The organism is Brevundimonas diminuta, assembly GCF_050310045.1.
GTDB lineage: Bacteria > Pseudomonadota > Alphaproteobacteria > Caulobacterales > Caulobacteraceae > Brevundimonas > Brevundimonas diminuta_F.
The window spans coordinates 717367-741943 of sequence record NZ_CP190005.1 but is presented as its reverse complement, the minus strand read 5'-3'; the positions used below and the strand labels follow the sequence as shown (position 1 = coordinate 741943).

The 24577-nt window shown below is 65.4% G+C and carries 21 protein-coding genes; 1 reads left to right on the top strand and 20 read right to left on the bottom strand.

What is annotated here, in order from left to right; genetic code table 11:
* Positions 1-201: 201 nt before the first annotated feature.
* The 4 genes from ACORJG_RS03545 to ACORJG_RS03530 form a co-directional block, all read right to left on the bottom strand.
* Entirely contained in the window at positions 202-501 is a 300-nt protein-coding gene (locus ACORJG_RS03545; protein WP_427791662.1) for a hypothetical protein, read from the bottom strand.
* A gap of 7 nt (positions 502-508) precedes the next feature.
* Positions 509-1168, bottom strand: a complete 660-nt coding sequence (locus ACORJG_RS03540) for an energy transducer TonB family protein (RefSeq protein ID WP_427791660.1) — start codon at positions 1166-1168, stop codon at positions 509-511.
* Between the two features lie 82 nt (positions 1169-1250).
* Complete coding sequence (locus ACORJG_RS03535) at positions 1251-1841, bottom strand: biliverdin-producing heme oxygenase (protein ID WP_427789429.1); 591 nt, start codon at positions 1839-1841, stop codon at positions 1251-1253.
* 28 nt (positions 1842-1869) lie between these two features.
* A complete protein-coding gene (locus tag ACORJG_RS03530; protein WP_427792953.1) occupies positions 1870-2124 on the bottom strand; it encodes a hypothetical protein in 255 nt (84 codons plus the stop codon).
* Between ACORJG_RS03530 and ACORJG_RS03525 the strand changes: the two genes are divergently transcribed.
* Entirely contained in the window at positions 2056-2250 is a 195-nt protein-coding gene (locus ACORJG_RS03525) for a hypothetical protein (protein ID WP_427789427.1), read from the top strand. The genes ACORJG_RS03530 and ACORJG_RS03525 overlap by 69 nt on opposite strands.
* Before the next feature lie 18 nt (positions 2251-2268).
* Here the strand turns inward: ACORJG_RS03525 and ACORJG_RS03520 are convergent, their stop codons facing one another.
* The 16 genes from ACORJG_RS03520 to ACORJG_RS03445 all read right to left on the bottom strand — a co-directional run bounded on the left by ACORJG_RS03520 (position 2269) and on the right by ACORJG_RS03445 (position 24575).
* Positions 2269-5424: a TonB-dependent receptor domain-containing protein gene (locus ACORJG_RS03520; protein WP_427791658.1), complete on the bottom strand. Its 3156-nt coding sequence runs from the start codon at positions 5422-5424 to the stop codon at positions 2269-2271.
* Between the two features lie 100 nt (positions 5425-5524).
* On the bottom strand, positions 5525-6481 hold the full coding sequence (locus ACORJG_RS03515) for a FecR family protein (RefSeq protein WP_427789881.1): 957 nt from the start codon (positions 6479-6481) through the stop codon (positions 5525-5527).
* Between the two features lie 71 nt (positions 6482-6552).
* A complete protein-coding gene (locus tag ACORJG_RS03510; protein ID WP_427789883.1) occupies positions 6553-7077 on the bottom strand; it encodes an RNA polymerase sigma factor in 525 nt (174 codons plus the stop codon).
* Positions 7078-7148: 71 nt separating this feature from the next.
* Entirely contained in the window at positions 7149-8369 is a 1221-nt protein-coding gene (locus tag ACORJG_RS03505; protein WP_427791656.1) for a multidrug effflux MFS transporter, read from the bottom strand.
* A complete protein-coding gene (locus ACORJG_RS03500; protein ID WP_427791655.1) occupies positions 8366-9019 on the bottom strand; it encodes a TetR/AcrR family transcriptional regulator in 654 nt (217 codons plus the stop codon). Before ACORJG_RS03500 ends, ACORJG_RS03505 begins: the two co-directional genes overlap by 4 nt.
* Before the next feature lie 82 nt (positions 9020-9101).
* Positions 9102-10319, bottom strand: coding sequence for a RhtX/FptX family siderophore transporter (locus ACORJG_RS03495; RefSeq protein ID WP_427791654.1), 1218 nt, complete (start codon positions 10317-10319; stop codon positions 9102-9104).
* A 14-nt stretch (positions 10320-10333) separates the two neighbouring features.
* A complete protein-coding gene (locus ACORJG_RS03490; RefSeq protein ID WP_427791652.1) occupies positions 10334-11464 on the bottom strand; it encodes a PepSY-associated TM helix domain-containing protein in 1131 nt (376 codons plus the stop codon).
* Positions 11461-11868: a cupin domain-containing protein gene (locus tag ACORJG_RS03485; protein ID WP_427791650.1), complete on the bottom strand. Its 408-nt coding sequence runs from the start codon at positions 11866-11868 to the stop codon at positions 11461-11463. The genes ACORJG_RS03490 and ACORJG_RS03485 overlap by 4 nt, the downstream gene beginning before the upstream one ends.
* A gap of 1 nt (position 11869) precedes the next feature.
* Positions 11870-14059, bottom strand: a complete 2190-nt coding sequence (locus tag ACORJG_RS03480; protein ID WP_427791648.1) for a TonB-dependent siderophore receptor — start codon at positions 14057-14059, stop codon at positions 11870-11872.
* A gap of 88 nt (positions 14060-14147) precedes the next feature.
* Complete coding sequence (locus ACORJG_RS03475; protein ID WP_427791646.1) at positions 14148-15032, bottom strand: helix-turn-helix transcriptional regulator; 885 nt, start codon at positions 15030-15032, stop codon at positions 14148-14150.
* 688 nt (positions 15033-15720) lie between these two features.
* Positions 15721-16854 carry a metallophosphoesterase gene (locus ACORJG_RS03470; protein ID WP_427791644.1) on the bottom strand — a complete coding sequence of 378 codons (1134 nt, stop codon included), beginning with the start codon at positions 16852-16854 and terminating at the stop codon, positions 15721-15723.
* Positions 16851-17852, bottom strand: a complete 1002-nt coding sequence (locus tag ACORJG_RS03465) for a FecR family protein (RefSeq protein WP_427791642.1) — start codon at positions 17850-17852, stop codon at positions 16851-16853. Before ACORJG_RS03465 ends, ACORJG_RS03470 begins: the two co-directional genes overlap by 4 nt.
* Entirely contained in the window at positions 17816-18403 is a 588-nt protein-coding gene (locus ACORJG_RS03460) for an RNA polymerase sigma factor (RefSeq protein ID WP_427791640.1), read from the bottom strand. Before ACORJG_RS03460 ends, ACORJG_RS03465 begins: the two co-directional genes overlap by 37 nt.
* Before the next feature lie 89 nt (positions 18404-18492).
* Positions 18493-20604 carry a prolyl oligopeptidase family serine peptidase gene (locus ACORJG_RS03455; RefSeq protein WP_427791638.1) on the bottom strand — a complete coding sequence of 704 codons (2112 nt, stop codon included), beginning with the start codon at positions 20602-20604 and terminating at the stop codon, positions 18493-18495.
* Positions 20598-23204: a TonB-dependent receptor domain-containing protein gene (locus ACORJG_RS03450; RefSeq protein WP_427791636.1), complete on the bottom strand. Its 2607-nt coding sequence runs from the start codon at positions 23202-23204 to the stop codon at positions 20598-20600. Before ACORJG_RS03450 ends, ACORJG_RS03455 begins: the two co-directional genes overlap by 7 nt.
* Before the next feature lie 399 nt (positions 23205-23603).
* Positions 23604-24575: an NmrA/HSCARG family protein gene (locus ACORJG_RS03445; RefSeq protein ID WP_427791634.1), complete on the bottom strand. Its 972-nt coding sequence runs from the start codon at positions 24573-24575 to the stop codon at positions 23604-23606.
* Positions 24576-24577: the final 2 nt, after the last annotated feature.

Genomic DNA, 24577 nt, shown 5'->3' with positions numbered 1-24577 from the left:
ATACCTCACACCCCTGATCCATTTCATGGCTTAACTGAGCTAGGAGTGTTGCGTCGCGCTGACGGTTAGGGCCTGCCCCTTGATCCAGATGGCGAAGCGTGAGGCCGCCCGACGGGTCAGATCGAACGCCACAGGCCAGACATCGGCGCGGTTCGTATAGACGCCCCTACCCCTTGGCCCGAGCAGCATCATGGCCATGCGCTAAAGGCCGGCTTCAGCCTGGTCTCCAGTCATATCTGGACGATCTATCGGGCGCATTTGACATAGAAGCCTTACGCGGGCGCCCTGCACCTGTGGCGAGCTTCTGACCTTCAGATAGGACAGGATCACGCCGATCAGCGCGTCACGCCCCGGCGGCAGATGATCCAGACAAGCGAAGAACTCGCGATGAAACGCCTCGTCCTGCGCCAGCGCGACCTCGTTAACGGCATCGATCAATCCGACCTTCAAGCCGAACAGATTGGCGATGACGGTCGTGCTCTTGCCGATGACCTGCACCACCGCCGCCTCAACGTCCCTGCATGAAAAACTCGATCGGAACAGACAGGCTGATGGCGGCGCCGCCAACCTCGGCTGGCGGCGTGGGAAGAGGTTGGGCGCGGCGCAGCAGGGCCACCGCCTCGCGGTCCAATGCCGGGTAGCCGGAACTGCGTTCCAGTTCCGCTGACAGCACCCGCCCCTGCCGATCCATCGTGAAACGGACATAGGCCACGCCCTCAAGGCGGCGGGCGCGGGCTTCGGCCGGATAACGTTTGCGCTGCTCCAGATGGGCCAGAATTCGTCCCTCCCACGTCTGCGCCGTCGTCGCGGCCGACGATGCCGAGGGCGCCGCGCGGCTGGGGGGCGCCGTGGTTTCAGGCGCGGGAACCGCCTGGCTGGAGACCACAGACTGCGGCTCGGGCGGCGGCGCGGTCAGCGACTCCACATCGGCGACGGCGTTGATCTGAACGCGCGGCGTGATGCGCGGCCGGGGCGTCGACTGCTGCGATGCCGCCTGCTTCTGCACCGGACCGGGCGGCTTTTCGGAAGGCGGTCGGGGCGGCGCCTGCAGTCGGACAAGCTCCACCTCGAACACGGTTTCAGGCGGGATGGGCCGCGCCTGCCGCGAGGCGAGAAAGCCGCCCATCATCACCAGAGGGGCGGCGTGCATCAGCACTGACGCCGCCACGCCCATCCCCCATTTCGTCGGCCTGCGCGCTCGCTCTGCGCCGTCCGCAGACGCTAACGCAGAGACAGGCGCGGCCAGAGCCTTATCGCAGGGCGGCATTGGCCAGGGCCTGCACCCGAGCAAAGGCGGCGTCGGCGCCCTCGATGACCCGCACGTCTTCCTCGGGCGTCAGGGCGATGGCGTCCAGAGCGCCCGTGAAGGCCCTCCAGAACGCAGCGGGACCTTCCGGCGGCGGCGCCAGATGGCGCGCGCCGTGATCGTCCGACAACCCCAGACCGGTGGCCTCCTTGCGTAACAAAGCCCCGCCCATGCGCGAGCCTTCCGCTACATAGAGCCAGCCCAGAGCCGTGGCGACGTCCGCCGCCCGACCTTGCGGGAAGACAGGCGGCGTCTCGATCAAGGGCGTCGGCTGGCCCAGATCCGACAGATCCGCCTCGATCAGCGACAGGCGCCGCCGCCCGGACAGCCCCGGCAACAGGGCCTCCAGCGCGGCATCCCCGTAAAGCGCGTCGATATCGCGGTGAAACACTCGCTGCATGGCGACGAAACGCGCATAGCCCTGAAGGCTGTCGAAGGACGACGCCTCCATGATCGACCGGTCCAGTTGATCATGGACGCCATGCGTCATGGTTTTCAGCCGCCGGGAACGCGGCAGATCGGGAACGTGGTCCATTCCTGTTTCTCCTGTGTCGTCTGACGGTTCAGAAACGATAGCTGAGGCCGATGCGGACCATGTGCAGGTCGGCGTCCGAGCGGACCTTGCGGCCCTCGACGATGTTCACCGTGCCCGGCCCCGACGAGGTGACGCGCACCCGTTCGCCGGTGATCGGGTCGCGCACGAAGCCTGAGAAATTATAGGCCAGACCCACGCCGGCGCGTGCGTCTTCATGCTCGAACGTCTCATGGCCGAAGCGGGCGTAGTTGTATTCGGCGCGCAGCGACCAGCGCTCGTCGATGGCGCGCTCTACGCCCGCGCCCAGAACGGCGCCGGTGCGGATATGGCGGTCCTGCTCGGTGAAATAGGGTTCAAGCGGGATGCTGCCCGGCGCATAGGGGCTGATGCCGAAATCGGCCCGGCTTGACGGCGGGACAGAACGGTACTAGCTGCGAGACTGCGTTTCACGCATCCACCCGACGCCCGCCGTACCGTACACCAGCGTGCGTCCCAGCGCATAGCCCAGCTTACCCTGCAGGGTGACGAGACGGTCCCATTTATAGCGCGTGTCCGACTCCAGGATATTGGCCGCGCGCAGGGATTTTATGCTGTTGCTTTCGCCCGAGGTCGACGACACCAGCACGCCCGACCAGGCCGCCAGATCGCCGGTCGTGACATCGCTTCCGACGCCGATGACGACATTGTTGGCGAACTGATAATTATAGCCCGCGCGTACGCCGCCGACGAGGTTGTGCAGGTTCTCGTCGATGCGGCTGCCGTTTTCGATGTCCGCCGCCTTTCCGGCGCTGTCGGTCACATCGCCCTGCGTGTTGCCTGAGCCATAGCCGAAGTCCATGCTGACATAAGGGCCGGTCCAGTCGACGGAGCCCGCGTCGTGATCGCCGCTGAACCAGTCACCCAGCCACATACCGCCGCCCGAGCCGAGCGTCTGGCTCAGACCGATGCGGAAGGTGCGCCCCGGCGCCGGGACGAAGCCCAGGCTCATAGGCTCGGTGTAATAGCGGTCCGTCAGGTTATCGACGCTCCAGTTGAACGACAGCGTGTCGTTCACCTTCACGCTGCCCATCACATCCACCAGCGTATAGGGGCGCCAGTCGATGGCGCTGATCAGCGGCAGGAAGCCGGTCGAGGGCTTTTCGGCGTCGATGGCGCGCTCGCCCATATAGGTCACGCGGGCGCCCAGGGTGGCCCGATCGTTCAGGAACTTCTGGCTGATCGACAGATTGGCCGACCACGTCGGCGGAATATAGTTGGTGGCGTAATCCGACGCGAGCGAGCTGGCGATGCAGTTCTCACTGGAACGGCAGAAGCGGATGCTGTCGTAATAGGTCGCCCCGGCGTCCACGCTCAGCCCGCCGTTGCGATAGCTGATGTTGCCTTCCAGACCGCTGAACTGCGCCCGGTCGATGTTGTACATCTGCATGGCGGCTTCCTTCAGCAGGTAGCGGCGCGAGATGTAGCCGTCGATGTCGTTGTCGAACCAGACCAGTTTCAGGCCCAGTTCGTCCTCGTCCGCCAGCAGGCCGTAGCGGATGTAGTTGGCGCCGACCTCCCAGTTACTGGCGGTTTCCTTGTGCAGGCCGGGATTGGCCACCATGAAGAAGTTGGTGGTCGCCTCCAGCAGCGACGGCAGGCGCGACGCCTTCTTGTAGGTCGCGAACAGCTGCAACCCGTCCAGCGGCATGACCGTCGCGCCCAGCGACCAGTTGAACGCATCCTCGCTGCGCTCAAGCCGTTGTTGGGCGGTCTGGTTCAGGCGCGTCTGCCGGTCCGTCAGGCTATAGTTCTGATAGCGCCCGCCCGCGGTCAGGCGCAGCCAGCCGGTCGGCTCCAGCGCCGTATCGGCGAACAGGCTGTATTCGCTGCGCGATCCCTCACGCCCCGGCGGGTTCGAGACGACGTTCGACCAATCTCCGACCGGCCCGGCCTTTTCGTGCAGGAAGGAGGCGCCATAGTCGGCGGAAAACAGGCCTGCGCCCGTCGACAGCCTTGAGCCGTTGCTGGCGTCGGCGCCCCAACTGTCGACATAACGGCGCGACGGGTCGGAGTTGTAGAAGGACGGCGCGGCTTCTTCGAGCCTGGAAAGCCAGCCGTTGATCTTCAGATCAAGAAGGTCGTTCTCGGGGTTCCAGCGATAGCGGCCCGTGATGCGATCCACAGTGGTCTCTGAAAAGGCGTTGTTCTGGAAGACCGCGCCTGTCGGGCTGACCAGTGTGCCGGGATAGTTCTCGCCGAAGGTGCTCCAATAGCCGCCATAGGCCAGCTCCAGAAGATGGTCGTCGGCCGGACGGATCACTGCCTTCAGCAGGACCGATTCACTCTCGTTGGAGGTGTTGTAGACCTGTTCGCCCGCAACGAAGGGCGTGGGTCCATGCGCGCCATAGAAGGCGACGGCGCGGTCGCACAGCTGCTGCAACACCGCCTCGTTCGAGCCGGCGGCGCAGAACGGCGACGGCGTCCCCGTCGGCTTGGGCGCCTGCTTTCCGCCCGTTCCCGCGAAATAGTTGCCGGTGTTGCGGTAGGAATAGCCCGCCAGCAGATCGATCCGCTCGCCCCGGCGCGCGAACACCACGCTGGCCGAGCCGCCGCCCGGCGTGAAGACGCCGGGCCGGTCGCGCTGGCGCGTCGCCGCCAGCGGATCGCCGTAGAAGCTGAGCGGCTCCAGAATATTGCGGGTCATGTTCGACCCCGGCGTCGTATTGTTGCCGGTCAGCGACGCCATCACCCGAACGGCCATGACATCATCCGCAGGCACGATGTCATCGACGCCGAGCGTCTTCATCGTCACCGAGCCGCCGATCCCGCCTGCAATGGCGTTGCCCATCGACGGGCCCTTCTCGATGGCGACATGGCTGATGAAATCAGGGTCGATGAAGCTGCGGTTGCTGGCACCCTGATAGCCGCGATAGACGGTCGTGCCGTTGATCGCGCCGTCGACCGTGACCGGCACCCGACCCTGGCCCTGCATCCCCCGGATGTTGACGTCCAGGCCGCCGCTGCTGCGCGCCTCGCCCGAGATGATGCCCGTCGTTCCCCGCAGCATGTCGGCGGGCGCCTGCGCCGGATAGGCTTCCAGTTTATCGCGGGTGATCACGCTGACCGAACCCGGTGTCACATAGACCGAGCCGCCCGAGCCGTCCCAGCCCGCGGCGCGTCCGTTGCCCGCGACCACGCCGCCGTTTCCGCCGTCGCCCTCGACCCGCACGGCGCCCAGCTGGATCACGCCGTCCTGAGCCGTGCGCTGGGGCGCAGGCTCCAGCCGCACGGTCTGCGCCCCGGTGAAGCGATAGGTCAGGCCGCTGCCCGCCAGTATGCGCGACAGGCCCTCTGACGACGACATCCGCCCGACTGCGCCCGGCGAACGGACGCCCGGCATGGTCCCGCCATAGACCACGTTCACCCCGGTCGTCCGACTATAGGCCGCCAGCGCCGCGCCCAGCGGCTGGGCCTCGATGTCGAAGGCTGCTTCCTGCGCCTGCGCCCGCGCCGGATCGACGGACGCGAATACGCCGCCCAATGCTGTGGAGCCCATCAAGGCGGCCATCATCAGGGCCCGGCCGCCGCCCAATCTCGTCTTCATACGCCCCTCACATGGGATAAATCGGCAGGCTGTCGGCGCCTGCCCTCGATGAGAAAGACGACGGGGTCATCCCACCGTCAGGTAAGAATGAGATTTATTTTCAATTTGTCGTCAGAAGGGTGAAGAGATCTCCGCCGCGCCGGATGCGCATCGGCGTCGCCTGCGCCAGCCGCTCCAGCCCCTGAGCGGCCTCGGTCGTGCGGGTGATCAGGGTCACGCGCCGCGCCGCCAGCGCCTCATCCAGAATAACGGTGCGCCCGCCGGTCCAGCGGTCCAGCATGGCCGCAACGCGCCGCAGCGGCGTATCGATGAAGACCAGACGCCCGTCACGCCACGCCAGACTCTCGTGAGGCAGGGCGCGGACCTGCGACAGACCGGCCCCGCCATAGAACAGGCCCTGACCCGCCTGCAGTTGCGCCGTCGCCTGCCCCAGCGCGACGCGTACCGCGCCGGCCGTCGCGCCGACGCGGACGCCGCCCGGCTCGACCACCGCCGCGAACGCGCCCTCAACCGCACTGATCCGGCCGCGCGCCGCCTCCACGACAAAGGGACGATGATCCGCCCCCGACGGCTGGAACCACGCCTCTCCGCCCAGCAAACGCAGGCGCCGCCGTCGGGTGCTGAAGTCCACGTCCACAGCCGTTCGCGTCGACAGTTCGACCCGCGACCCATCCGCCAGGGTCACGCGCAAGGTCTCGCCCGGCCGTGTCGCATAGGTCGCGAAAGGACGAGGCCCCAGCGCCAGACGCCCGCCGATCAGACCGACAGCCGCCGTTCCACCCAGCCCGACCACCCCGCGTAAAAGGGTTCGCCGATCCGCAAGCGGCCCCAGCCCCGGCGTCGATCCCGACCCGGCCAGAGCGGGCAGATGCGCCGCGGCGCCCCACAGGCGCTGCAGCCGGTCATAGGCGCGGCCGTGGCTCGGATCCGCCCCGCGCCACGCCTCGAAATCCGCGCGAAGACTGGTGTCGGCCGGGTCGTCGTGCAGGCGCACGAACCATGTGATCGCCGCCTCCGTCGCCGGATCGGCCCTAGCCTGACTTCGCCTTGGGTTCACATCCGTCTCATGCGGTTCGCGCGCCGGTGCAGGCGCTCCCTTGAAAGGGGGACGAAAGACCGCGTCCTTTGTCAGGTCTCTGCGTCGAAATCCGCATCCGCCGCCATCTGCATGGCGAGCAGCGCCCGGCCCATATGCTCATGCACCGTCTGACGCGACAGCCCCATCCGACGCCCGATCTCGGCGAAGGACAGCCCTTCAATCCGCGACAGGCGGAAGACTTCACGCGGCCGCGCGGGCATGGCGGCGATGATGTGGTCCATCCGCGCCAGTTCGCTGCGGGTGATCAGGGCGCGCTCGGGATCGGGCCGGGGGTCGGCCGCCAACGACAGGGCGTCGTCGCCATCGACCGGCGGCCGCGTCGCCTCGCGGCGCCTGTGGTCGACGATCAGGTTGCGGGCGATGCGGAACAGATAGGCCGGTCCGTTAACGATCGGCGCTCCCTCGCCCCGCACCGAAGACGCCAGCCGCAGCCAGCTGTCCTGAGCGATATCCTCGGAATCCTCACGGTGGCCCACCCGGCGACGCACAAGACCCTTCAGCCGTCGGTCCGTCTCTCCGATCTCGTCTTCGGACAGCGGCAGGGGCGAAGGCATGGCGAAGGTCCGGAAACAGCGAGCGCGCACCTTCTAGTTTAGATGATAATGATTATCAATAGATGCACCGATCAGATAGCGGCCTTCTTCCCTTCCACCGCCTGAACATCGCGCGCAAATCGCCAGCAGATCAGCGCCAGAAGAGCGCAGGCCGCCATCATAATGGCCAGCGGACGGATGGTTTGGTCGTGAAGCAGGCCCATCAAAACACCCGCCAGGCCGCCGAACGCATACTGGATCACGCCGAACAGGGCGGAGGAGACGCCGCTCTCGCCCGGCACGGCCGACATGATCAGTGAGGTCACATTCCCCAGGATCAGGCTGAGAGTGGCGACCGACAACAGGATCAGCCCCGTCACCAGCCAGAATGACGTCAGCCCCAGCATCAAGACGATCAGCAGGCTCGCGGTCGCCGCCATGTGCAGACTTAGCCCCAGGCTGAGCAGACGGCTCTCGCTGACCCTGCCCAGCAGAAAGACGTTCAGTTGGCCGCAGATGATCATGCTCGCGGCGATAGCGGCGAATATGTAACTGAAGACGGCGGGGCTGAGTGCAAAATAGTCTGTAAAAACAAAGGCCGCTCCGCTGATATAGCTGAACAGACCGGCGATGACGAAGCTTCCCGACAGCGTCAGCGCCATGAAGCGCCGATGGCCGAACAACGCGACATAGGCGCCCAGAGAGGCCCCCATCCCCAGCTTCTGTCGCTGCGACGGCGGAAGGCTTTCAGGCACCATGCGGATCACCGCCAGGCCGGACAACAGGCCGACCCCCGCCAGCGTCCAGAAGATCGCCGTCCAGTGTCCGTAGCTGACGAAAAAGCCGCCCAGCAGAGGCGCGATGATCGGACCGACGGCCATGACCTGCATCAGCATGGAGAAGACCTTTGCGGCCTGCCGTTCCTCGAACAGGTCAGCCACGATGGCGCGCGGGATCACCAGACCCGCCGCTCCGCCCAGCCCCTGCACGAAGCGGCCGATCAGGAAGGTTTCCGTATCCGGCGCCGCTGCGATCAGGACGGACGCAATCGTAAATATCCCGATCCCGACCAGCAGGGGAACGCGCCGCCCGAAGCGGTCGATGACCGGCCCATAGACAGCCTGCCCGACCGCCAGACCGATCAGAAAGAGCGACAGGGAAAACTGCAACGCCGCAGCATCGGCGCCGAACCGCCCCTGAATGGCGGAGAAGGCCGGCAGATACATGTCGATGGACAAGGCATCGGTCGCCGTCAGAATTCCCAACAGCACAATCAGCGGCAAACTGGCGCCCAGCGCCTTTTGAGGGGTCATGAAAGGCTCGCTTCGTGAGAGGCAGGGGCGCCGACAGGCCTGACGGCCAGATCGAACAGCCGCCAGAACGCGTGCAGGCGGCGCTCGAACTTGGCCACGCCGCCATAGAGCAGCTCGACCTGAAGCCCGTCGACAAGGCCCAGAAAGGCGCTGGCCAGTGTTTCGGCATCAAGGGGGCCGTAGACCGGATGGCGGCTGAAGGCCTCGACCAGCATGGCCTCCATCTGCGCCATGAAGGCGTGGATCGGCTCCATCACCTTATCATAGAGGTGCTCGGGCGGCAGAAACGCCGCACGCAGCCAGAAGCGCATGTCGTCCGTCTGCTCAAACCGCAGGCGCAGGCCCGCCAGATAATCGCGCAGGTGGTCGCGCAGATCGCCCTCGGCGGTGAAGCTGCGGCGCGCCGTCTGCAATTCCCGCTCGATCGCGATCGGGACGATGCTGAGATAGAGCGCGTCCTTGCTCTCAAAATGCGCATAGAGCGAAGGCTTGCGCACCCCGACCTCGGCGGCGATGTCGGCCATCGACGCCCGCTCAAAGCCGTGAAGGGCGAAGTGGGCGCGGGCCACGTCCTGAATCGTGCCGACCGGGTCCGCCAGACGACGCGGGCGGCCCGGCCCGCGTCCGGACGGCTTGTGTTCTGAGGTCATGAATTATGCCGCTGAATAAATTACCGAACGGTAGGTAACTTATTCAGCGGTGATTTCAAGAGCCGTAGTCGAGCATGCGCCCTCAGCCCTGAGAACGTCGCGCGCTGGCCACCGCCCCCAAGGCGACGGCGCTCAGGATCAGGCCGCCGATGAAGGCCAGCGGATAGCCGCCCGCCGCCGCCACGCCCGTCATCGCCGAGGATGCGCCGATCTCGCCCAGATCGCGGGAGCTCTGAACAGCGGTCATGTCGGTGCCCGCCTGATCGTCCCGGGCCGCGAACTGCATGGCCAGCGTCATGGCCCCGACCGAGGCGGAGCCGCTGCCCGCCGCGCCGATCATCATGGCCGCCAGCACCACCGGATGCGCCGCTGCGATCACGCCGGACGCCACGCCCAGCCACAGGGCGAGGCCCGCGGCACACAGCAGCACCCCGCCGCTCAGCACGCGGAACAGGCCGATGCGGCCGATCAGCCATGCCGCTCCGCCGCAGCCGACGACGATGGTCGTGGCCCCGGCGATCATGCCGTAAAGCCCGATCTGCTCGATCGGCCACCCGGCGTCCACCAGCCACAGCTTGGCCAGACCGAAGCCGGACGCCGCCGTCAGCGCCGTGAACAGCGCCGTCGCCAGTATCGAGCCCGCCCCCGGACGACGCAGCAGCCGCAACAGACTGGCCCGCTGTCCGCGCGCCGGTGCGTCGTGCGGCGCCTCGCGCATCACAAGGGCCAGAACGAAGCCGACCGCCACGACCGCCGCCAGCGCGGCCAGCGCCGCCGGACGCCCGACCAGACCGCTCAGGATCAATGTGCCCGAGCCGCCGACGAAGAAACCGATCATCGTGCAGGCCACCTGCAGCGCATTGGCCCGGGCCAGCATGACGCCGCCGAAACGCTCGGCCGCCAGACCGTCGGTCGCCGTGTCCTGGGTGGCGCTGGCCAGCGAGGCCAGCACGCACAGGCCCACCACGACCGGCGCCATCGCTCCGCTCAAGCCCACCGCCGCCGCGCCAAGCAGGCACAGGATGACGATCGCCTGCATGGGCAGGATCCAGCTGCGCCGCCGCCCCAGACGCGGCGACCACAGATTGTCGACCCACGGCGCCCACAGCACCTTCAGCACCCACGGCAGCCCCACCAGCGGCAACCAGGCCAGGGCCGCCAGCGATGCGCCATCCTTGCGCAACAGGGTCGGCAGGGCCTCCATCGCCACGCCGAACGGAATGCCCTGCGCCAGATACAGCGCCGCCACCGTCAACAGCAGGCGGCCGGATTCAGGCGTCAGACGATCGTATTTTTCCATGGACGGTCTCGGGTTCATGCGGAAGGAATGCGGCGCGGCGAACGCTCCGCCTTATTGCGGACGGACGTGTTTCGTTCGGACCGGCGCACCGGCCTGCGACGGCGCAGCCACAGCCAGGGGCCGGTCACGATCAGGGCGATGGGCGTCAGGCTGAACAGCACATAGACGGCGTGCAGCCACGGTCGCTCCCACAGGCCGGTATGCAGGGCCTTGGCGGCGATCATCACCTTCATGAAGCCGGGCGGTTCGCGCGCGGGCATGGGCGCGCCCGCCGCATCGAAGGCCACCGTCGTCGACTTGCGCCACGGCGCGGCGTCGCGCTTCAAGACGATCACCATGGCGCCGCGCGGGCTACGGCTCAGGGCCTGAACCTCGCCGCCGGGATGAAGGGCCAGCGCCGTCTCGACCATCTGCGACAGGGGAACCCGAGGCGCTGTCGGCGGCGCGGCTTCCGGCGCCGGGCCGGGGCGGGGTTTCGCCGCGCGCGTCGCCGCAGGCGGGCGGCCGACGCCGAACTCAGGCAGGCTTTTATAGACCAGCAGCATGAAGCCGGTTGAGGCCCACATGACGATGAACAGGCCCCCGACCAGCCCGGTCCAGTGATGCAGCGACCGCGCGCGCAACGGCGGCGCCAGCGGCGAGGACGTCAGGATCTTCCACCGCCGCCGCATCATGGCGGCCCCGGTGATCGTCAGGCAGACGACCCCCAGCGCCATCGCCAGCACCACCAGCTTGCCCGTCACGCCCAGAAACAGGCTGTTGTGCAGTTTCAGCAGGCCGTCGCGCAGCGACGCCTCGGCGGTGTCCACGCGCATGATGCGACCGCTGCCGGGGTCGAACTCGGCGCTCAGGGCCGGGCCTTCGCCCGATGCGGGACGCAGGCCGACCTGCCAGCTTCGCTGCGGTGACGCGCCGGGCAACATCAGGCCGGTCTGGTGATGCGGATAATCCGCCGCCAGCTGCGCCAGCGCCGTCTCGATCCCGGCCAGGGAGGTCGCCGGATCACTCAGGCGCGCCGATCCCCTCAGATTGGTCTGCGGCTCGATCAACAGCGCCGTCCCCGTCAGGGCGACGACCAGAAACACCGCCGCACAGGCCAGTCCGACCCAGCGATGGATCCGCCAGAACAAGGGCCGCCAGTTCACGTTCCGGCGTCCACGGGCCGCATCCGGGTTCCCCCGGCCGGGGTGACGAACATCAGGGCGGACGGCCGCTTGAGCAGCAGCCGGTGCCAGACGCCGCGCGGCACCACCACCGCCCCGCCCTGCGTCAGGGTCAGGCGCGCGGCCTCGCCCGGCTGATCCAGCACCACGTCCAGCTCGCCCTCGATCAGGTGCAGGAATTCATCCCCGGCGGGGTGCATCTCCCATTTGTCGGGATGAAGATCCTCAGCCGTCTGCGGGCGGCTGAAACCGATGACGCGGCCGCCGGCGCTGCGGTTGACGCTTCGCCAGGCGTCGACCGAGCGCAGCAGGGGCGAGGCGCCGCCGTCGGCGTCGAGCAGCACCAGATGCTCCAGCGCGGCGAACGGTTCGATCGGGCCTGCCATCTCAATACGACGCCCTGAGGGTGATCAGGACATTGCGTGGCTCGCCATACCAGTTGTTCCAGCTGGTCCCGCCCAGGGTGGTGAAATAGGTCTTGTCGAACAGGTTGTTGACGTTCAGCGACAGTTCTGCGCGCGGATTGAGGCGGTAGGCGGCGCGCGCGTTGACGACGGCGTAGGCGCCCTGCTCCATCACCACCGCGCCGGCCACGGCCTGAGCCTTGCTCTGGGCGATGACCCCGCCGCCCAGCGACAGACGGCCGTCCATCAGGCCGGTATAGTGGGTCCACAGCTTGAACTGATGGCGCGGCGTGAAGCGCGAGAAGGGCTGGCCCTCATTGCCGCTGGGCGTTCCGCCGGCGGTGCGGTCGCGTTTGTATTCCGTCTCGACGTAGGTGTAGCCCGCCTGCACCGTCCAGTCAGGGCGGATGCGGCCCGTCAGTTCGGCATCCAGCCCCAGGCTTTCAACCTCGCCCTCGGCCACATAGGCGCACGTCATGCCCGGCGCGCACGGATGGTCCGGATCCAGCTGGGCGCGGTTTTCCTGCAGGATGCGGAAGGCCGCCAGCGAGCCGTTCAGCCGCCCGCCCAACCACTCGCCCTTGACCCCGGCCTCGACGTTGGCGCCCGTCATCGGGTCGATGACCTTGCCGTCCCAGGTCAGGCTGTTCTGCGGCGTGAAGATCGAGGTGTAGCTGGCGTAAAGGGAAATGGCGTCGTCCAGCGCCCAGACCAGCCCGGCGTAGGGCGTGAATTCACCATTGATCTTGTAACCGCCGGTCGGCGTCAGCGGTCCGCCGATGGTGGCGCGCCGGTCGGTCGTCGTCTCCCACCAGCTGAGCCGTCCGCCCAGCACAAGCGTCAGCGGATCGGTCAGATGCAGCCGCGCAACGCCATAACCGCCATACTGTTCAGTGGTGGTCGTCTGCTCGCCCGCATAGGTCTTGCCGGTCGGGCGCGGCGCAGCGGCCGGATCCCAGGTGAAGACATCCACCGGCCCCATCAACCCCGCCAGATTATAGGCCGTCTGATGGGTCTTGCCGTCCCAGTAGTTGGCGCCCAGCACGATCTCGTGCCGCCGCCCGAAGGCCCCGACCGTGCCCGACAGATAGGCGTCCAGATCGGTCTCTTCATTGGTGAAGTCATAGGCGCCGCCATACAGGATCGGCCCCTTGCCGGTCGCCCGGTTCACCGCGCCGAAGGCGCTGGCGTAGGTCAGGTCGCTGTCGCCGTCGATCCGGCTGATCGAGATCTTGCCTTCCCAGTCTCCGGCGAAGCTGTGGCGCAGTTCAAGGAAGGACTGGGTGTTGTTCCAGGTGCGCCGATCCCAACCGGCGCCCGGATAAAAGCGGCGCGGCAGGTCGATGACCCCGCCGTCGCTGTAAAGCGGCACGCCCATATAGGCGCCGTCGTCCTGAACGTCCTGCCATTTGACGGTCGCGGCCAGGACGGTGCGCGGGGTCACATTCCACTCGGCCGTCCCATAGATCAGCCCCTTCTGCCGATGGGCCGTGTCATAATAGAAATCGCGGTCCTCATAGACCGCCACCAGTCGCCCGCGAAGGTCGCCGTCCGCCGCCAGCGGGCCGCCGACGTCCCCTTCGACGCGCCAGTTGTTCCAGCGCCCGCCGCTGACGGCGCCCTGGGCGGCGAAGTCGCGGCCCGGCCGCTTGCGCACCAGGTTGATCGTGCCCGACGGATTGCCCGACCCCTGCAACAGCCCGCTGGCCCCGCGCAGCAGTTCGACCCGCTGATAGATGGCCATGTCTTCGGTGTTGACCGCCTCGTTCCAGCCCGAGGTCGGAATGCCGTCGAAGTTCAGGGTGTCGATGGAAAAGCCGCGCGCATAATAGGCGGTGCGCAGCCGCGTGCCGGGCTGGACCGTGACGCCGGGCGCATTGCTCATCACATCATCCAGCGAGACCAGCGCCTGCTGTTCGATCCGTTCGCGATCGATAATGCTGACGGTCTGTGGAATCTCGCTCAGCTTCAGCGGCATCTTCAGGGCCGCCCCCGCAGCGGGCGCCAGCGCCGCCGTAACCACGACGTCCGCCACCGCCGCCGGTTCTTCCCGATCCTGAACCGACTGGGCGAACGACGCCGTGGCCATGCCTGCGCCCACGCCGAGCGCGATCATCGAGGCGGCGGCGCGCAGCCCCTGACGAGAGGAGAAAGTCTGAATGGAAAGCGACATGGCGACAGCTCGATATGCGAGTGATTATCAGTTGTCGCCTAATAGGCGCCCGTCGCCCCGGTGTCTTTCAGATCGCCGGACTATGTTTTCAGATTGCGGAACGGTTTCGCACGGCGCTGGGCAAAACGCCGAAACGCCGCAGGAAGGCTGCTGAGAAATGCGGCAGGGCATAGCCCGCGTCTTCCGCCGCCCGCGTCACGTCACAGGCGCCGCTGGACAGGCTGCGCCAAGCCTCGACCATCCGTCGCTCCCTGAGGTATTCCGCGACGCTCATGCCATAAAGGGCGCGGAAGCCCGCCGTCAGCTTGCGCACGTTCAGCCCGGCGCCGCGCGCCAGTTCAGGCAGAGACGGCGCCTGCCCCGGCGCCGCGTCCAGCATCTCGCGCGCCTGAACCACACGGCGCAACTCAGCCGCGCCCAGAGCCGTTGACCCCGCCCTCGCCTGCCCCCGAACAAAATGATCCAGCGCCATGGCGGTCAGTTCCAGCCCCTTGCCGCCTAGATAGAGATCGCGCGCTGCGCCGCGCATCGGGCAACTCAGGATCTGCTCGCCGATCGCGGCGATGGACGGCGGCGGCGCGCTGATAAAGGCCGAGACAGGCCCGTCTCCGACTGTTCCCGCCAAACTCGGCCCCGGCGCCAGCGCCTCCTGCTCCAGCAGGTCCGCTCCCAGGTTCAGGGTGACATACCGCAGCGTCCGCCCCGCGGCGTATTGATGATCCAACCGCCACGGCTCGCGCCCGACAAACAGGCACAGCGAGGCCCCGTTAAGGCGCTCAGGCGCGCCGTCATGCGCCCGCACCATCAGATCGCCATCCAGCACCAGGGCCAGCTTCAGCCCGGCGCCCAGCGTCTCTGCGTCATGGGCGTCGCGCGCAAAGTCCGCCTCTCCCCCGTTGATGTCGAACGAACCCAGCGGCCGCGCAGACCACCGCGCCGCCTCTCCTGCCCCACGCTCGCCAATACCGTCCATAAGTCAAAGCTAGCACGGCAAGATGCAAATGACACGCAACTGCGGCTAAATAGACTCCAGCCGGTAGAATCGCCCGCCCGCCATGGTCGCCCACCGTAGCTCTGCTTGTCGCAGAACAATCCTTGCGTCGGCGCCTCAGACGGCAGCCCTGGTCGCTAAAGTGGGATTTGGCGAATTCAGCGACGTTCTGTCCGAACGCACGATCACCCCATGGCGAAGCCTGGCTACCAGAACCACAATAGCACAGGCGCAAATGGCTGCGGCTATCGCTGCGCCCGCTTCGCTCATGAAGAGTATCTTCTCGCCCTGGCTGATCCTGGCATCGCCAAGAGAGGCCCCATAGCTGAGACCGAGCATCAGGTTACCGGTCAGTGACCATTTAGTGCCGAGCTCGCTGGACACCAAAGCTTCAGAAAGCAAAAGCCCCCGGAGCGTTAGCTACGGGGGTGATTATATCTTGGGTGCGGGAGCAGGATTTGGACGATACCTCACACATCAAATCCGCTTCATGACGTAAAAATACCAACAATCTAGGAGAAACAGTCTAAAGCAAAGCAAAAATAGATTTTTTAATAATAAACTACAAATCAAAAAGATTTAAATACACAATTGAATAAAACCTTACTCTAACACCAAGGCAAAAAAGATTGATTACCCTTGAAATCGGACATCCATAGAAACTAATTCACTAGCTCCACGGCAACCTTTCACCCTGGGCGGTAACACGAAACCAGACGCCCTCCAGACGCAGCGCGCCTTCAAGGATCGGTTCCCCGGTGGTGTCGTCCTGATGAGGATAGACCTGCACGGCGATGACTTTGCCGCCATACAGCGCCGAAACGCGATCAACCGCCGTATGGCCGACCAGGATGCGCGAGACACCGAAACGTTCAAGAGACGCCATGACATCCGCCGTCGTCGCGACCGGCGCGCGGCCCCCCACCGGAAAGTAGCCGCGATACCATAGGGGGCCATTTTCACCGAGAACCAGCGCTTCAGGTGATCCGGCCGGCGGCCTCACCGCATAAGGAACATCCAGATACCGGCGGGCGATTGCGTTCACGGCGTCCAGGTCAAGGGCGGATTCGGTGAGAGGATGTGAAACGCCGCCGTGAACAATCAGTAGATCGCCCAGCTTCAACATGGCGGGGCGAGAGCGCAACCATGCGCCAAGGACGGTCCGCGGCCCCAGCAACTGCGCATACTCGGCCACGCCGAGACGGCTCGCGACTTCAAGGTAGCGCGGATTTAGGTAGCGCTGATCGCCACGCAATACGAGCGCTTCGTGATTGCCGATCACAACATGAAGGCCGCCGCCTGCTGCCCGCGCCTCGGCCTCCAGCTTGTACAGCAGCCACAGGATTTCAATCTGATGCGCGCCGCGATCCAGCATATCCCCCGTGACTGCAAGGTGGCCGGTTCCAAACGTCCAGCGAAGCTGCCCGTCAATGACGCCCTGCGCTTTCAGGAAGGCGATCAGGATGGCGTATTCGCCGTGGGTGTCGGCCACAACAAGCAGCGGCGCCTCGGCCGCCAGCGGTTCAATCAAGGGCGCGGCCTGCGGCGGCGGCCGCAAGGCGACTTCAAAAGAGGGGGCAGAACCTACGGCAGACACCGTGACCATGCCCTCCACGACGTCGATCCGGCTGACATGGCTATCTACACCGACCAAATCCGCCCGCCAGCCGTCGGCCGCGACCGCAACATAGGGACCGTCGCCCACAGCGGGATATACGTCCTGCGCCGCTGCTGCACCGGCGAGGCCCATCACCAGCCCGATCGCGAGCTGGAAAGCCGTCGAACAGGTCGCGAAGATCTTCATGACGCCTGGCGCAGCCTGATTTCGCCCTTCGGCGTCGTCTCCGCTGTCACCGGAAAGACATCCGTCACGGCACTCACGAACCCATCAATATCCGAGGTTCTGAAATAACCGCCGAGCTTCAGGGAGGCGGTCTCTGCATCCATCAAGATGATCTTCTGATCATTGTAGCGGTTGAACTCGGCGCAGGCCTCGGCGAGGGACTGGCCATCGAGCGCGATCGCCCCCTGCCGCCAGGCCAGGCGCCGGTCGACCTCGCCGGGATCCACAGTATGCACGTGCGCTTGTCCATCGTTCAGGAGCGCAGTCTGGGCACGGGTCAGGCTCGCCACCTCGCGGCCCGCCGGGTTCATTGCTGCGACCTTGCCCTGCCGGACGACGACCGACGCCTCGTCTGCGGATATGAGCCTCACGGCAAGTTCGGCGCCGCCTGCAGCGAGGCGGCCGTCAGGCGTCGCAATGATGAAGGGGCGGCGATCGGCGGCGACCTCGAACACCGCCTCGCCGCGAACCAGTTCAACTTCACGCTGCCCGCGACGATAACGCACGACCACTTTCGAGTTGGTATTGAGCTCCATGCGCGTGCGGTCCGGCAGGACGACCACGCGACGCTCGCCTACCGCCGTGGCGTAGGCAGGCGATATCAGCGTCGACACGGTCAGCGTCGTGACCAGGCCAAACATCAGGATGAATCCGGCTGCAACCGCCCACGGTCTGCGCCACGACGCCGTGCGCTGGGCTGGACGCGAGGTTGAGCGCCGGGGAGCCAGAAGATCCGGATCCGGAAAGCCGTTGCCGGGGCGCAACGCCCGAAGCCGGTCCAACCCGGTCCAGGCCGCAGCCTCGCGCTCATAGGCGGCTTCGTGCGCAGGATCAGCGTCTCGCCAGGCCTCAAAGGCCGCGTGATCGCAGGGCGCGACGTCGCCGGCCGAGAGCCTGATCACCCATTCGGCGGCCGCCTGTCTTATGTCTTGCCGTTGAGGTGACGACGCGCGCGCCATAATGTTTCCGTTTCAACCGTTTCTGTTCGCGGATGGCGTGCGAGCTCGTCTGAGCAGATCCGCAGGCTTTTCGCGAGGTGTTTCTCTACTGTACTGACGGACAACCCTAGGCGATCCGCTATCTGCCTGTGCGACAGCCCGTAGACTTTCCTCAGGGTGAAAACCTGTCGCGGGCGTTCAGGCAATCGCGCGACGATATCGGCCAGCAATCGCAGTTCGTCGCGCCACAGGATGTCCAGTTCCGGGCCGGGCAGATCTGCGCCGATCGAGAGCGTCTCGACATCGGCCACGCTCTCGATCGTGACAATCCCTTCGCGCCTGCGCTGATCGACCGCGATGTTCTTGAGCACGCGACTGGCGAAAGCGGGCGCATTGGTCAGGGTCGCCCAGTTCTCATATGAAATGAGGCGCGCGAAGGTCTCGTGGACAAGGTCTTCGACATCGACCGCGCCGCCGCGCGAGAAGCGGCGGGCGTAAGCCCGCAGGCCAGGCTCCAGCGGGAGAATCTCCCGGCGGAACCACGCCCTTCGCGCCTCGTCAGGATTGTTCATCGCGTTTCAACGATAGCCGCAAATACGACGACATGAAGCCAGCCTATCTCGTCGGAGGCGATTCCATAGGTTGCAGGCCGCCGCTGCTATCAAGGTCTTTCATCCACGGCCCCGACGTGGTCCGGCATGAGATAGCGGTCGATCCAGTGGATCGCAGCATAAAGCTGGTCCCTCTGGTCGGCTTCTCCGATGAGGACATGGTTGGGATCATCATAGATGCGATACTGGGCGTCGATCCCCTGCTCGCGCCAGGCAGCGTACATCCATCCGTAGAGATCGCCCGGAAGCGCGCCTCCACGATGACTGACGAACATGGTCGGCGTCGTCACGCCGCGGGTGAAATTGATCGGCGACATGCGGCGATAGACATCCGGGTTGTCGATCGGGCTGCCGTAGAGCGTCGTCGCGAGCTGGTTGGTGCGCCCGCCGGCCGCCCAGCCCGCCATGTGATCGGCAAAACCGCCTTCCTTAGAGATGGCCGCCTTGAAGCGATGGGTATGGGTGATGATCCAGTTAACCTCATAGGCGCCGTAGCTGTGGCCGATGACCGCCATCCGGTCGGGGTCGGCCACGCCGTCGCGGATCACGGCGTCGACGTTGCACATGATGTCGCTGAAGTCCTGGGCGTAGGATTCGCCCGTCCGCGACACCGCATCAAAACCATAGAGGCCGCTTGCGCGATAGTCGGCGACCAGGACGGCATAGCCCCGGGCCGCCCACATATCGTGTTCGAGGCTGCTGGAAGACAGGATGGTGCCGGGCGTATAGGCGCCGTGGCTTCCGCCATCCAGCCCGCCGCGCGGCCCCCCATGAAGGTCGACGATGAGCGGATACCGACGCTGCGGATCATGGTTCAGCGGCAGCACAAGGATCGCTTCAGGACGGACGCCATCGGTGCTTTCGCAACGGGCGAACCTGCGCTCAGCCCGCGCATAGGACGCCAGCGGCGGATCCGCCCTCCAGATTTGGCGCCGGGGCGACGCCTTCCAGCCCCCGTCGGCCTTGCGCAAATCGGCGACCGAAAGGCTCGCGCCGCCGTAGAGATCAATGTCGAGCCAGGCCAGCCGACGCCCGTCCGGCGACGGCATGGCGTTAGCCGCTATGCCGGAAAGCTCAACTTCGCGGCCATCGATGCCCACGGTGGCGAGCCGCCGTGTCAGCGGATGCGCGCCGGAGATATCCGCCAGCACCGTCTGCCCGTCCAGCCAGCGGGGACGTTCCCTGGGGTCTGTGGACACGACCTGGATCCGGCCGTCCGCGATCGAGACGATCGCAAACTGCTTGCGCAGTTGATAGCCGAGCCCCTCCTGGTCGTAGGTGAAGGCGACATAGGGGCCGACCGGGGCCGCCTGCAGGAACGCCGCGCCCTGACCGCCGATGTTGGTCGCCAGGACGCTGACCTGCGCCTCTGCCGGATCGAAAAGCTGCAGATCGCTACGGGGAAAGCCTTTCCCCTCCACCGGCGTCGCCGTGGCGGCGACGATCCTGCGGTCCTGATCTGCCCAGGTCATCCGTCCGATCCGCGTTTCCTGAAGATCGGCGACACGGCGCGCGTCCCCACAGCGTCCGTCGAAAACCCAGACGGCGACGTTGTGCCCCCAGACTTCAGGCGCGGCGGCCTCTAGGACTCTCACGGCCGCCCCCTGGACAGGCGCAGCCGCCGACGCGGCGAACCTTGGCGCGCCATAGCCGACCGCCACAGCGATATGGGCGCCATCCCCGGCAAGGGCGACCGCTTCGACCCCGGTCGTGTCCGGCATCAGTTCCGCAACGGAGATCTCGCAGGTCGCGGTCCCGCCTGATCGGGCGACGACAAGGCGGCCGCCGTCCGAACCTTCAGGATGATAGGCGATCACGTCCGCCCGCGCCGCGACGACGGGATCATAGCCCACGCCGATATCCGAGATTGCTCCGGTGCGGACGTCAACGGTGCGCTGCAGATAGCTGAGCGGAACATATTCAGCGAACTGGCCGCGCCCGGCGCCCGCCTGCGCCTGGGCCGTCACCGTGCTGATAAGAATGCGGCGGCCGTTGTCCAGCCACTGCATGCGGGGATGGACCGGCGTCTCTTCAGCGTGGCGCGTGATATGCGACAACAGCATATCCGGCGTGACCGGCACGCCCCGGTCAGCCGCCGTCGCCGGCGTGAATGACGTCAGCAACAGGGCGCACGTCACCGTGCGGACGATGGGCCTTACCATTGCTTCGTCACCGTCAATGAGATGAAACGGCCAAGAGGATTAGCGTTGGTCGGATCGAAACCGCTTCCTGACGGCGTAAGGACGAACGGCGGATCTTCGTTGAAGAGGTTCTGCACACCCAGCGCGATGGAGGCGCCGCGCAGATAGGATACGGCCCTCGACGGCGCCTCATACCGGATGTCCAGATCCATGGTCGTCCAGGCGTCGACGGAGGGATCTTCGATATTGCCCAGGTCGCGATATCCGCCGACATGGTTGAGGAAGGCGGCCGCCGACCAATCGCCGCGCGCCAGGGTCGCACCCGCACGGACCTTGAAGTCCACAGGCAGAAACGCCTGGTTGAGCGCATCGGCCTTTGGAGACGTCTCAATCACCTTGCGGGTGCCCGAAAGGATGTACTGACCGGCCGCGCTCAGGCCGATGCGGTTGGCGCCGACATCAAACCTGTAGCCGATACTGAAATCGACACCGTCCTGAAAGGTCGCCGCATTGTTGCGCAGACGGTTGTCGAGGATAACCTCGACATTCCGTTCATCCTGATCCGCCGGCACCGCGAAGGGGCCTGCGCGCGTCAGGGCATATTGGGCGCCGGCCAGACCCATGTCCCTGAAATGGGTGATCAGGTCCAGGCTAGGATTGTAGGTCAGGATCGGCGCATAGGGCGCAGTATCGCTCGCGAACAGGGTGGTGAAATTTCCGGGAAAGCCCCGGTCGATCCGGTCAGTATAGGAAACCCGATAATAGTTCAGGCCCAGGGACAGGCCTTCGACAGAGGCCGACTTAAACTCCACGCCCCCCGTCCAGGTCGTCGCCTTCTCCGCATCCAGATCAGCATTGCCGCCCTGCAACAGCATCAGATTCGTGCGGCCAGTCGGGGCCGTCGCATTCGGCAGGTTGACGACCACGACGACTGCATTCTGCGACTGAAGGTCCTCAAAGATCGGAGCCCTGAAGGACGTCCCGTAGGTTCCACGGAACAGAAGCCCCGGCACGGCTTCCCACAGCAGGCCGAGCTTTGGATTCAGCGTCGAACCGAAGTCGCTGTAATGGTCGTATCGAGCCGCAATCGTCGCTTCGAGCCGTTCAGCGCCGGCAAAACGATTGCCCGGTCCGACAAGGGGCACAATGGCCTCGCCGAACACCGAGGCCACATCACGGGCGCCGTTGACGGTCGGCTGCGGCCTCGTCCCTGCGGTGAAGCGGTTCCGATACTCTTCGCTTCGATAGGTTGCGCCCAGCGCCATCCGTATTTCGCCGCCCGGAAGGGCGTAGAGCGGGCCGTCAGCCGCCAGATCCACATACCGGGAATCCGAAGCAATATTGAAGCTGGAAGCCGGGCTGACGACCCCGGCCGGTGCCGTCGAAAAACCGGTGCGCACGACATCGCTGTGACCGACAGCGCCGCTCAGCCGCACCTGCCAAGCCTCGGGCAGATCATAGGTAAGGGCACCTGAAAAATCATACTGTTCTGTCGAAGGCGCCCCGATCTGATAGTCGCTGGCTGTCGCCCTCACGGATCTGACGTCGCGCTTGGCGTAAAGACCATTCAGTTCAAGCGAGAGGTTCGGCGTAATCGTCTGCGAGATCGCGCCATAGAGGCTGTGCCGCTCCGTCTGCGGATAGAGGTCATAGGGCTGGAATGGCGCATTGCGGGAGAAACGTCTCTGGGAGACGTCGAGATTGTCCTGCGACAGGAATTCATAGCTCAGCAAGGCATGGCCGCTCGACCAGTTCCAGCCGCCGGTCTGGACCGCCTGAAACTCTTCCAGACCGCCTGAAGTGGCGCCGCCATAGCGCAACCGCGTCTCATACCCCTCGAAGTCGTTACGCAGCACGATGTTCACGACGCCGCCGATCGCATCAGAGCCGTACAGGGCCGAAGCGCCATCGGTCAGCACCTCGATCCTCTCAACCGCCGAAACGGGGATCAGCGAAATGTCGACATACTGGAATTGGTTCGAGGCGGTGAGGCGCCGACCGTTGAGAAGGGTCAGGGTCGTGCCAGTGCCCAATCCGCGTAGATTCAGGCCAGACCCCGCACCCCAGTTCGACCCCACATCACGATCGACGCCCGAGTTGGCGTTATTACCGGCATTGGCGCCGCCGCCGAAATTCTGCGGCAGCTTGTCGAAGAACTGCTGAAGCGTCGCAGCGCCCGACCGGGCGATCATCTGATCATCAAACCGGATGACAGGAGACGCGCCCGCGCCGCCGCCACGTATGTGAGACCCGACAACAACGATTTCATCCAGACGGGTGACGCTCTCTGCGTAGGCGGCATCCGATCTGACGGCGCGCCCGGCCGTCGCCCGTCGCAACGTCACGGTCCGGGCATCGTTCGTGACCACTTCCAGACCTGCCGCCCTGGCAAGACGATCGAGGACATCGGCGTCATCAAACCGGCCAGTGATCGCGGGCGCGCGCTGCCCCTGGACGGCATCGAAAGGAAACAGCACCTGCTTTCCCGACTGCCGTGCAAACGCCTGCAGGCTCGCGACCGCGTCCCCCGCGGGTATGTTGTAAGCGCGCGTCTGCGCGGCTGCGGACGTTCCGGTCGCCAAGACGGCGACTGCGCCAAGCAGCAGATACCTGAAATCCATGCACGTTAGCTCCCCGGACCCGCGCGCCACCCGAACGGGCCTTAGCCTTACTGACGAGCGGGATGGGGATACCCGCCATGCATGACTTTAAAAATCCTCGCCGTGCTCTGGTCACCCTGAACGCACAGAAATGCCACAGAGCGTTTTGAGGATCGTATTGGCCTTTCCCGCTCCATTTCACAGGAACCCGCCCCGTGGCGTTTCTTGTCGCTGTCTTGGCCGCGCCCCGCCTGCTGCCCCCATCCCGGTCGGACGCAAACTGCACAACACCATTGAGATCATGTGTGCGCGACTGAAAGACTAGCGGCGCGTCGCCCCCGCTATGATCGCTGCCCCACCGGCCTCCTCTGCGCCATACATCTCGCCGCAATCATCCTCTTCCGGCCATGCATCCTGAGCCTAGGCTGATGCCCGCAAGGCTGCATCGAGCAATTTCCGCCCATCGCCAGCAAGCCAGGCCCTGAAGGTGAGTAGTTCGGGATTAATTTCGCGCATCGCTCTCAGGTCCACGCACTCAGCAAGAGGTCCACGCTCAAGGCTCTTCGCCATATGGGCGAGATCAGCGTTTGCGGCGAGAACGTCCTCGGGAAACCGTTCATAGGTTATCGGGCGGCCGGCTGCTTCGCTGATGGCGCTCTCAATTTCATGCCCGTTGAGGCGATCGCTCGCGATCTTAAGCGTTGCGCCGCCAAAGCGGGGCTTATTGGCAAATACCGCTGCAACAAACCTGCCGACGTCATCGACCGCTGTGAGCTGAATAGAATGGTCAGGCCTGATCAGGGAAGCCAACCGGCCTTCATCCAGACCGAAACCCGGTCGCACTAGCATTTCCATAAAAATCATCGGTCGGATGATGGTCATCGTCATCCCCAGCGCCCGAACATGGGCCTCAATGCGAGGCTTTGCATCAAAACGCGGAACGCCTGTCAGCGCACTCCCCACGCTGGCGCCCGACGAATAGACAAAATGCGTGATGCCGGTTTCCGCTGCGATATCCGCGACTGAAGCGCCATAATGGACTTCATCCTCGGCAGTCAGATTGGCGGGCAGCACACTAAAGACACCATGGGCGTCCTTCATCGCTGAGCGGATAACATTTGTCGTTTCAAATGCACCCTGCACAAGTTCGGCGCCTGCACTCTGCAATGCCATCGACGCCGCGTCTGCCGGATCCCGAACGAGTGCGCGAACCGCCCATCCAGCCTTCAACAAGGCTTTGGCGACAGATCCTCCCTGTCTTCCGGTCGCGCCGAAAACCAGAATTGGAGGCTTGCTATTGGTCATCGGGAACCCTCGCCTTGAACGAGGGCCATCCATATATACGAACGAGCTTCCCCCGGAAGACGGCACATTTTTCAGCGTCAGATACAAGG

What these genes read in the sequence shown, in the direction of transcription:
- ACORJG_RS03535 (WP_427789429.1), bottom strand. Translation starts at nt 1,841, where the DNA reads ATGGACCACGTTCCCGATCTGCCGCGTTCCCGGCGGCTGAAAACCATG.
- ACORJG_RS03525 (WP_427789427.1), top strand. Translation starts at nt 2,056, where the DNA reads ATGCTCGAACGTCTCATGGCCGAAGCGGGCGTAGTTGTATTCGGCGCG.
- ACORJG_RS03520 (WP_427791658.1), bottom strand. Translation starts at nt 5,424, where the DNA reads ATGAAGACGAGATTGGGCGGCGGCCGGGCCCTGATGATGGCCGCCTTG.
- ACORJG_RS03510 (WP_427789883.1), bottom strand. Translation starts at nt 7,077, where the DNA reads ATGCCTTCGCCCCTGCCGCTGTCCGAAGACGAGATCGGAGAGACGGAC.
- ACORJG_RS03505 (WP_427791656.1), bottom strand. Translation starts at nt 8,369, where the DNA reads ATGACCCCTCAAAAGGCGCTGGGCGCCAGTTTGCCGCTGATTGTGCTG.
- ACORJG_RS03500 (WP_427791655.1), bottom strand. Translation starts at nt 9,019, where the DNA reads ATGACCTCAGAACACAAGCCGTCCGGACGCGGGCCGGGCCGCCCGCGT.
- ACORJG_RS03495 (WP_427791654.1), bottom strand. Translation starts at nt 10,319, where the DNA reads ATGGAAAAATACGATCGTCTGACGCCTGAATCCGGCCGCCTGCTGTTG.
- ACORJG_RS03485 (WP_427791650.1), bottom strand. Translation starts at nt 11,868, where the DNA reads ATGGCAGGCCCGATCGAACCGTTCGCCGCGCTGGAGCATCTGGTGCTG.
- ACORJG_RS03480 (WP_427791648.1), bottom strand. Translation starts at nt 14,059, where the DNA reads ATGTCGCTTTCCATTCAGACTTTCTCCTCTCGTCAGGGGCTGCGCGCC.
- ACORJG_RS03475 (WP_427791646.1), bottom strand. Translation starts at nt 15,032, where the DNA reads ATGGACGGTATTGGCGAGCGTGGGGCAGGAGAGGCGGCGCGGTGGTCT.
- ACORJG_RS03470 (WP_427791644.1), bottom strand. Translation starts at nt 16,854, where the DNA reads ATGAAGATCTTCGCGACCTGTTCGACGGCTTTCCAGCTCGCGATCGGG.
- ACORJG_RS03465 (WP_427791642.1), bottom strand. Translation starts at nt 17,852, where the DNA reads ATGGCGCGCGCGTCGTCACCTCAACGGCAAGACATAAGACAGGCGGCC.
- ACORJG_RS03460 (WP_427791640.1), bottom strand. Translation starts at nt 18,403, where the DNA reads ATGAACAATCCTGACGAGGCGCGAAGGGCGTGGTTCCGCCGGGAGATT.
- ACORJG_RS03455 (WP_427791638.1), bottom strand. Translation starts at nt 20,604, where the DNA reads ATGGTAAGGCCCATCGTCCGCACGGTGACGTGCGCCCTGTTGCTGACG.
- ACORJG_RS03450 (WP_427791636.1), bottom strand. Translation starts at nt 23,204, where the DNA reads ATGGATTTCAGGTATCTGCTGCTTGGCGCAGTCGCCGTCTTGGCGACC.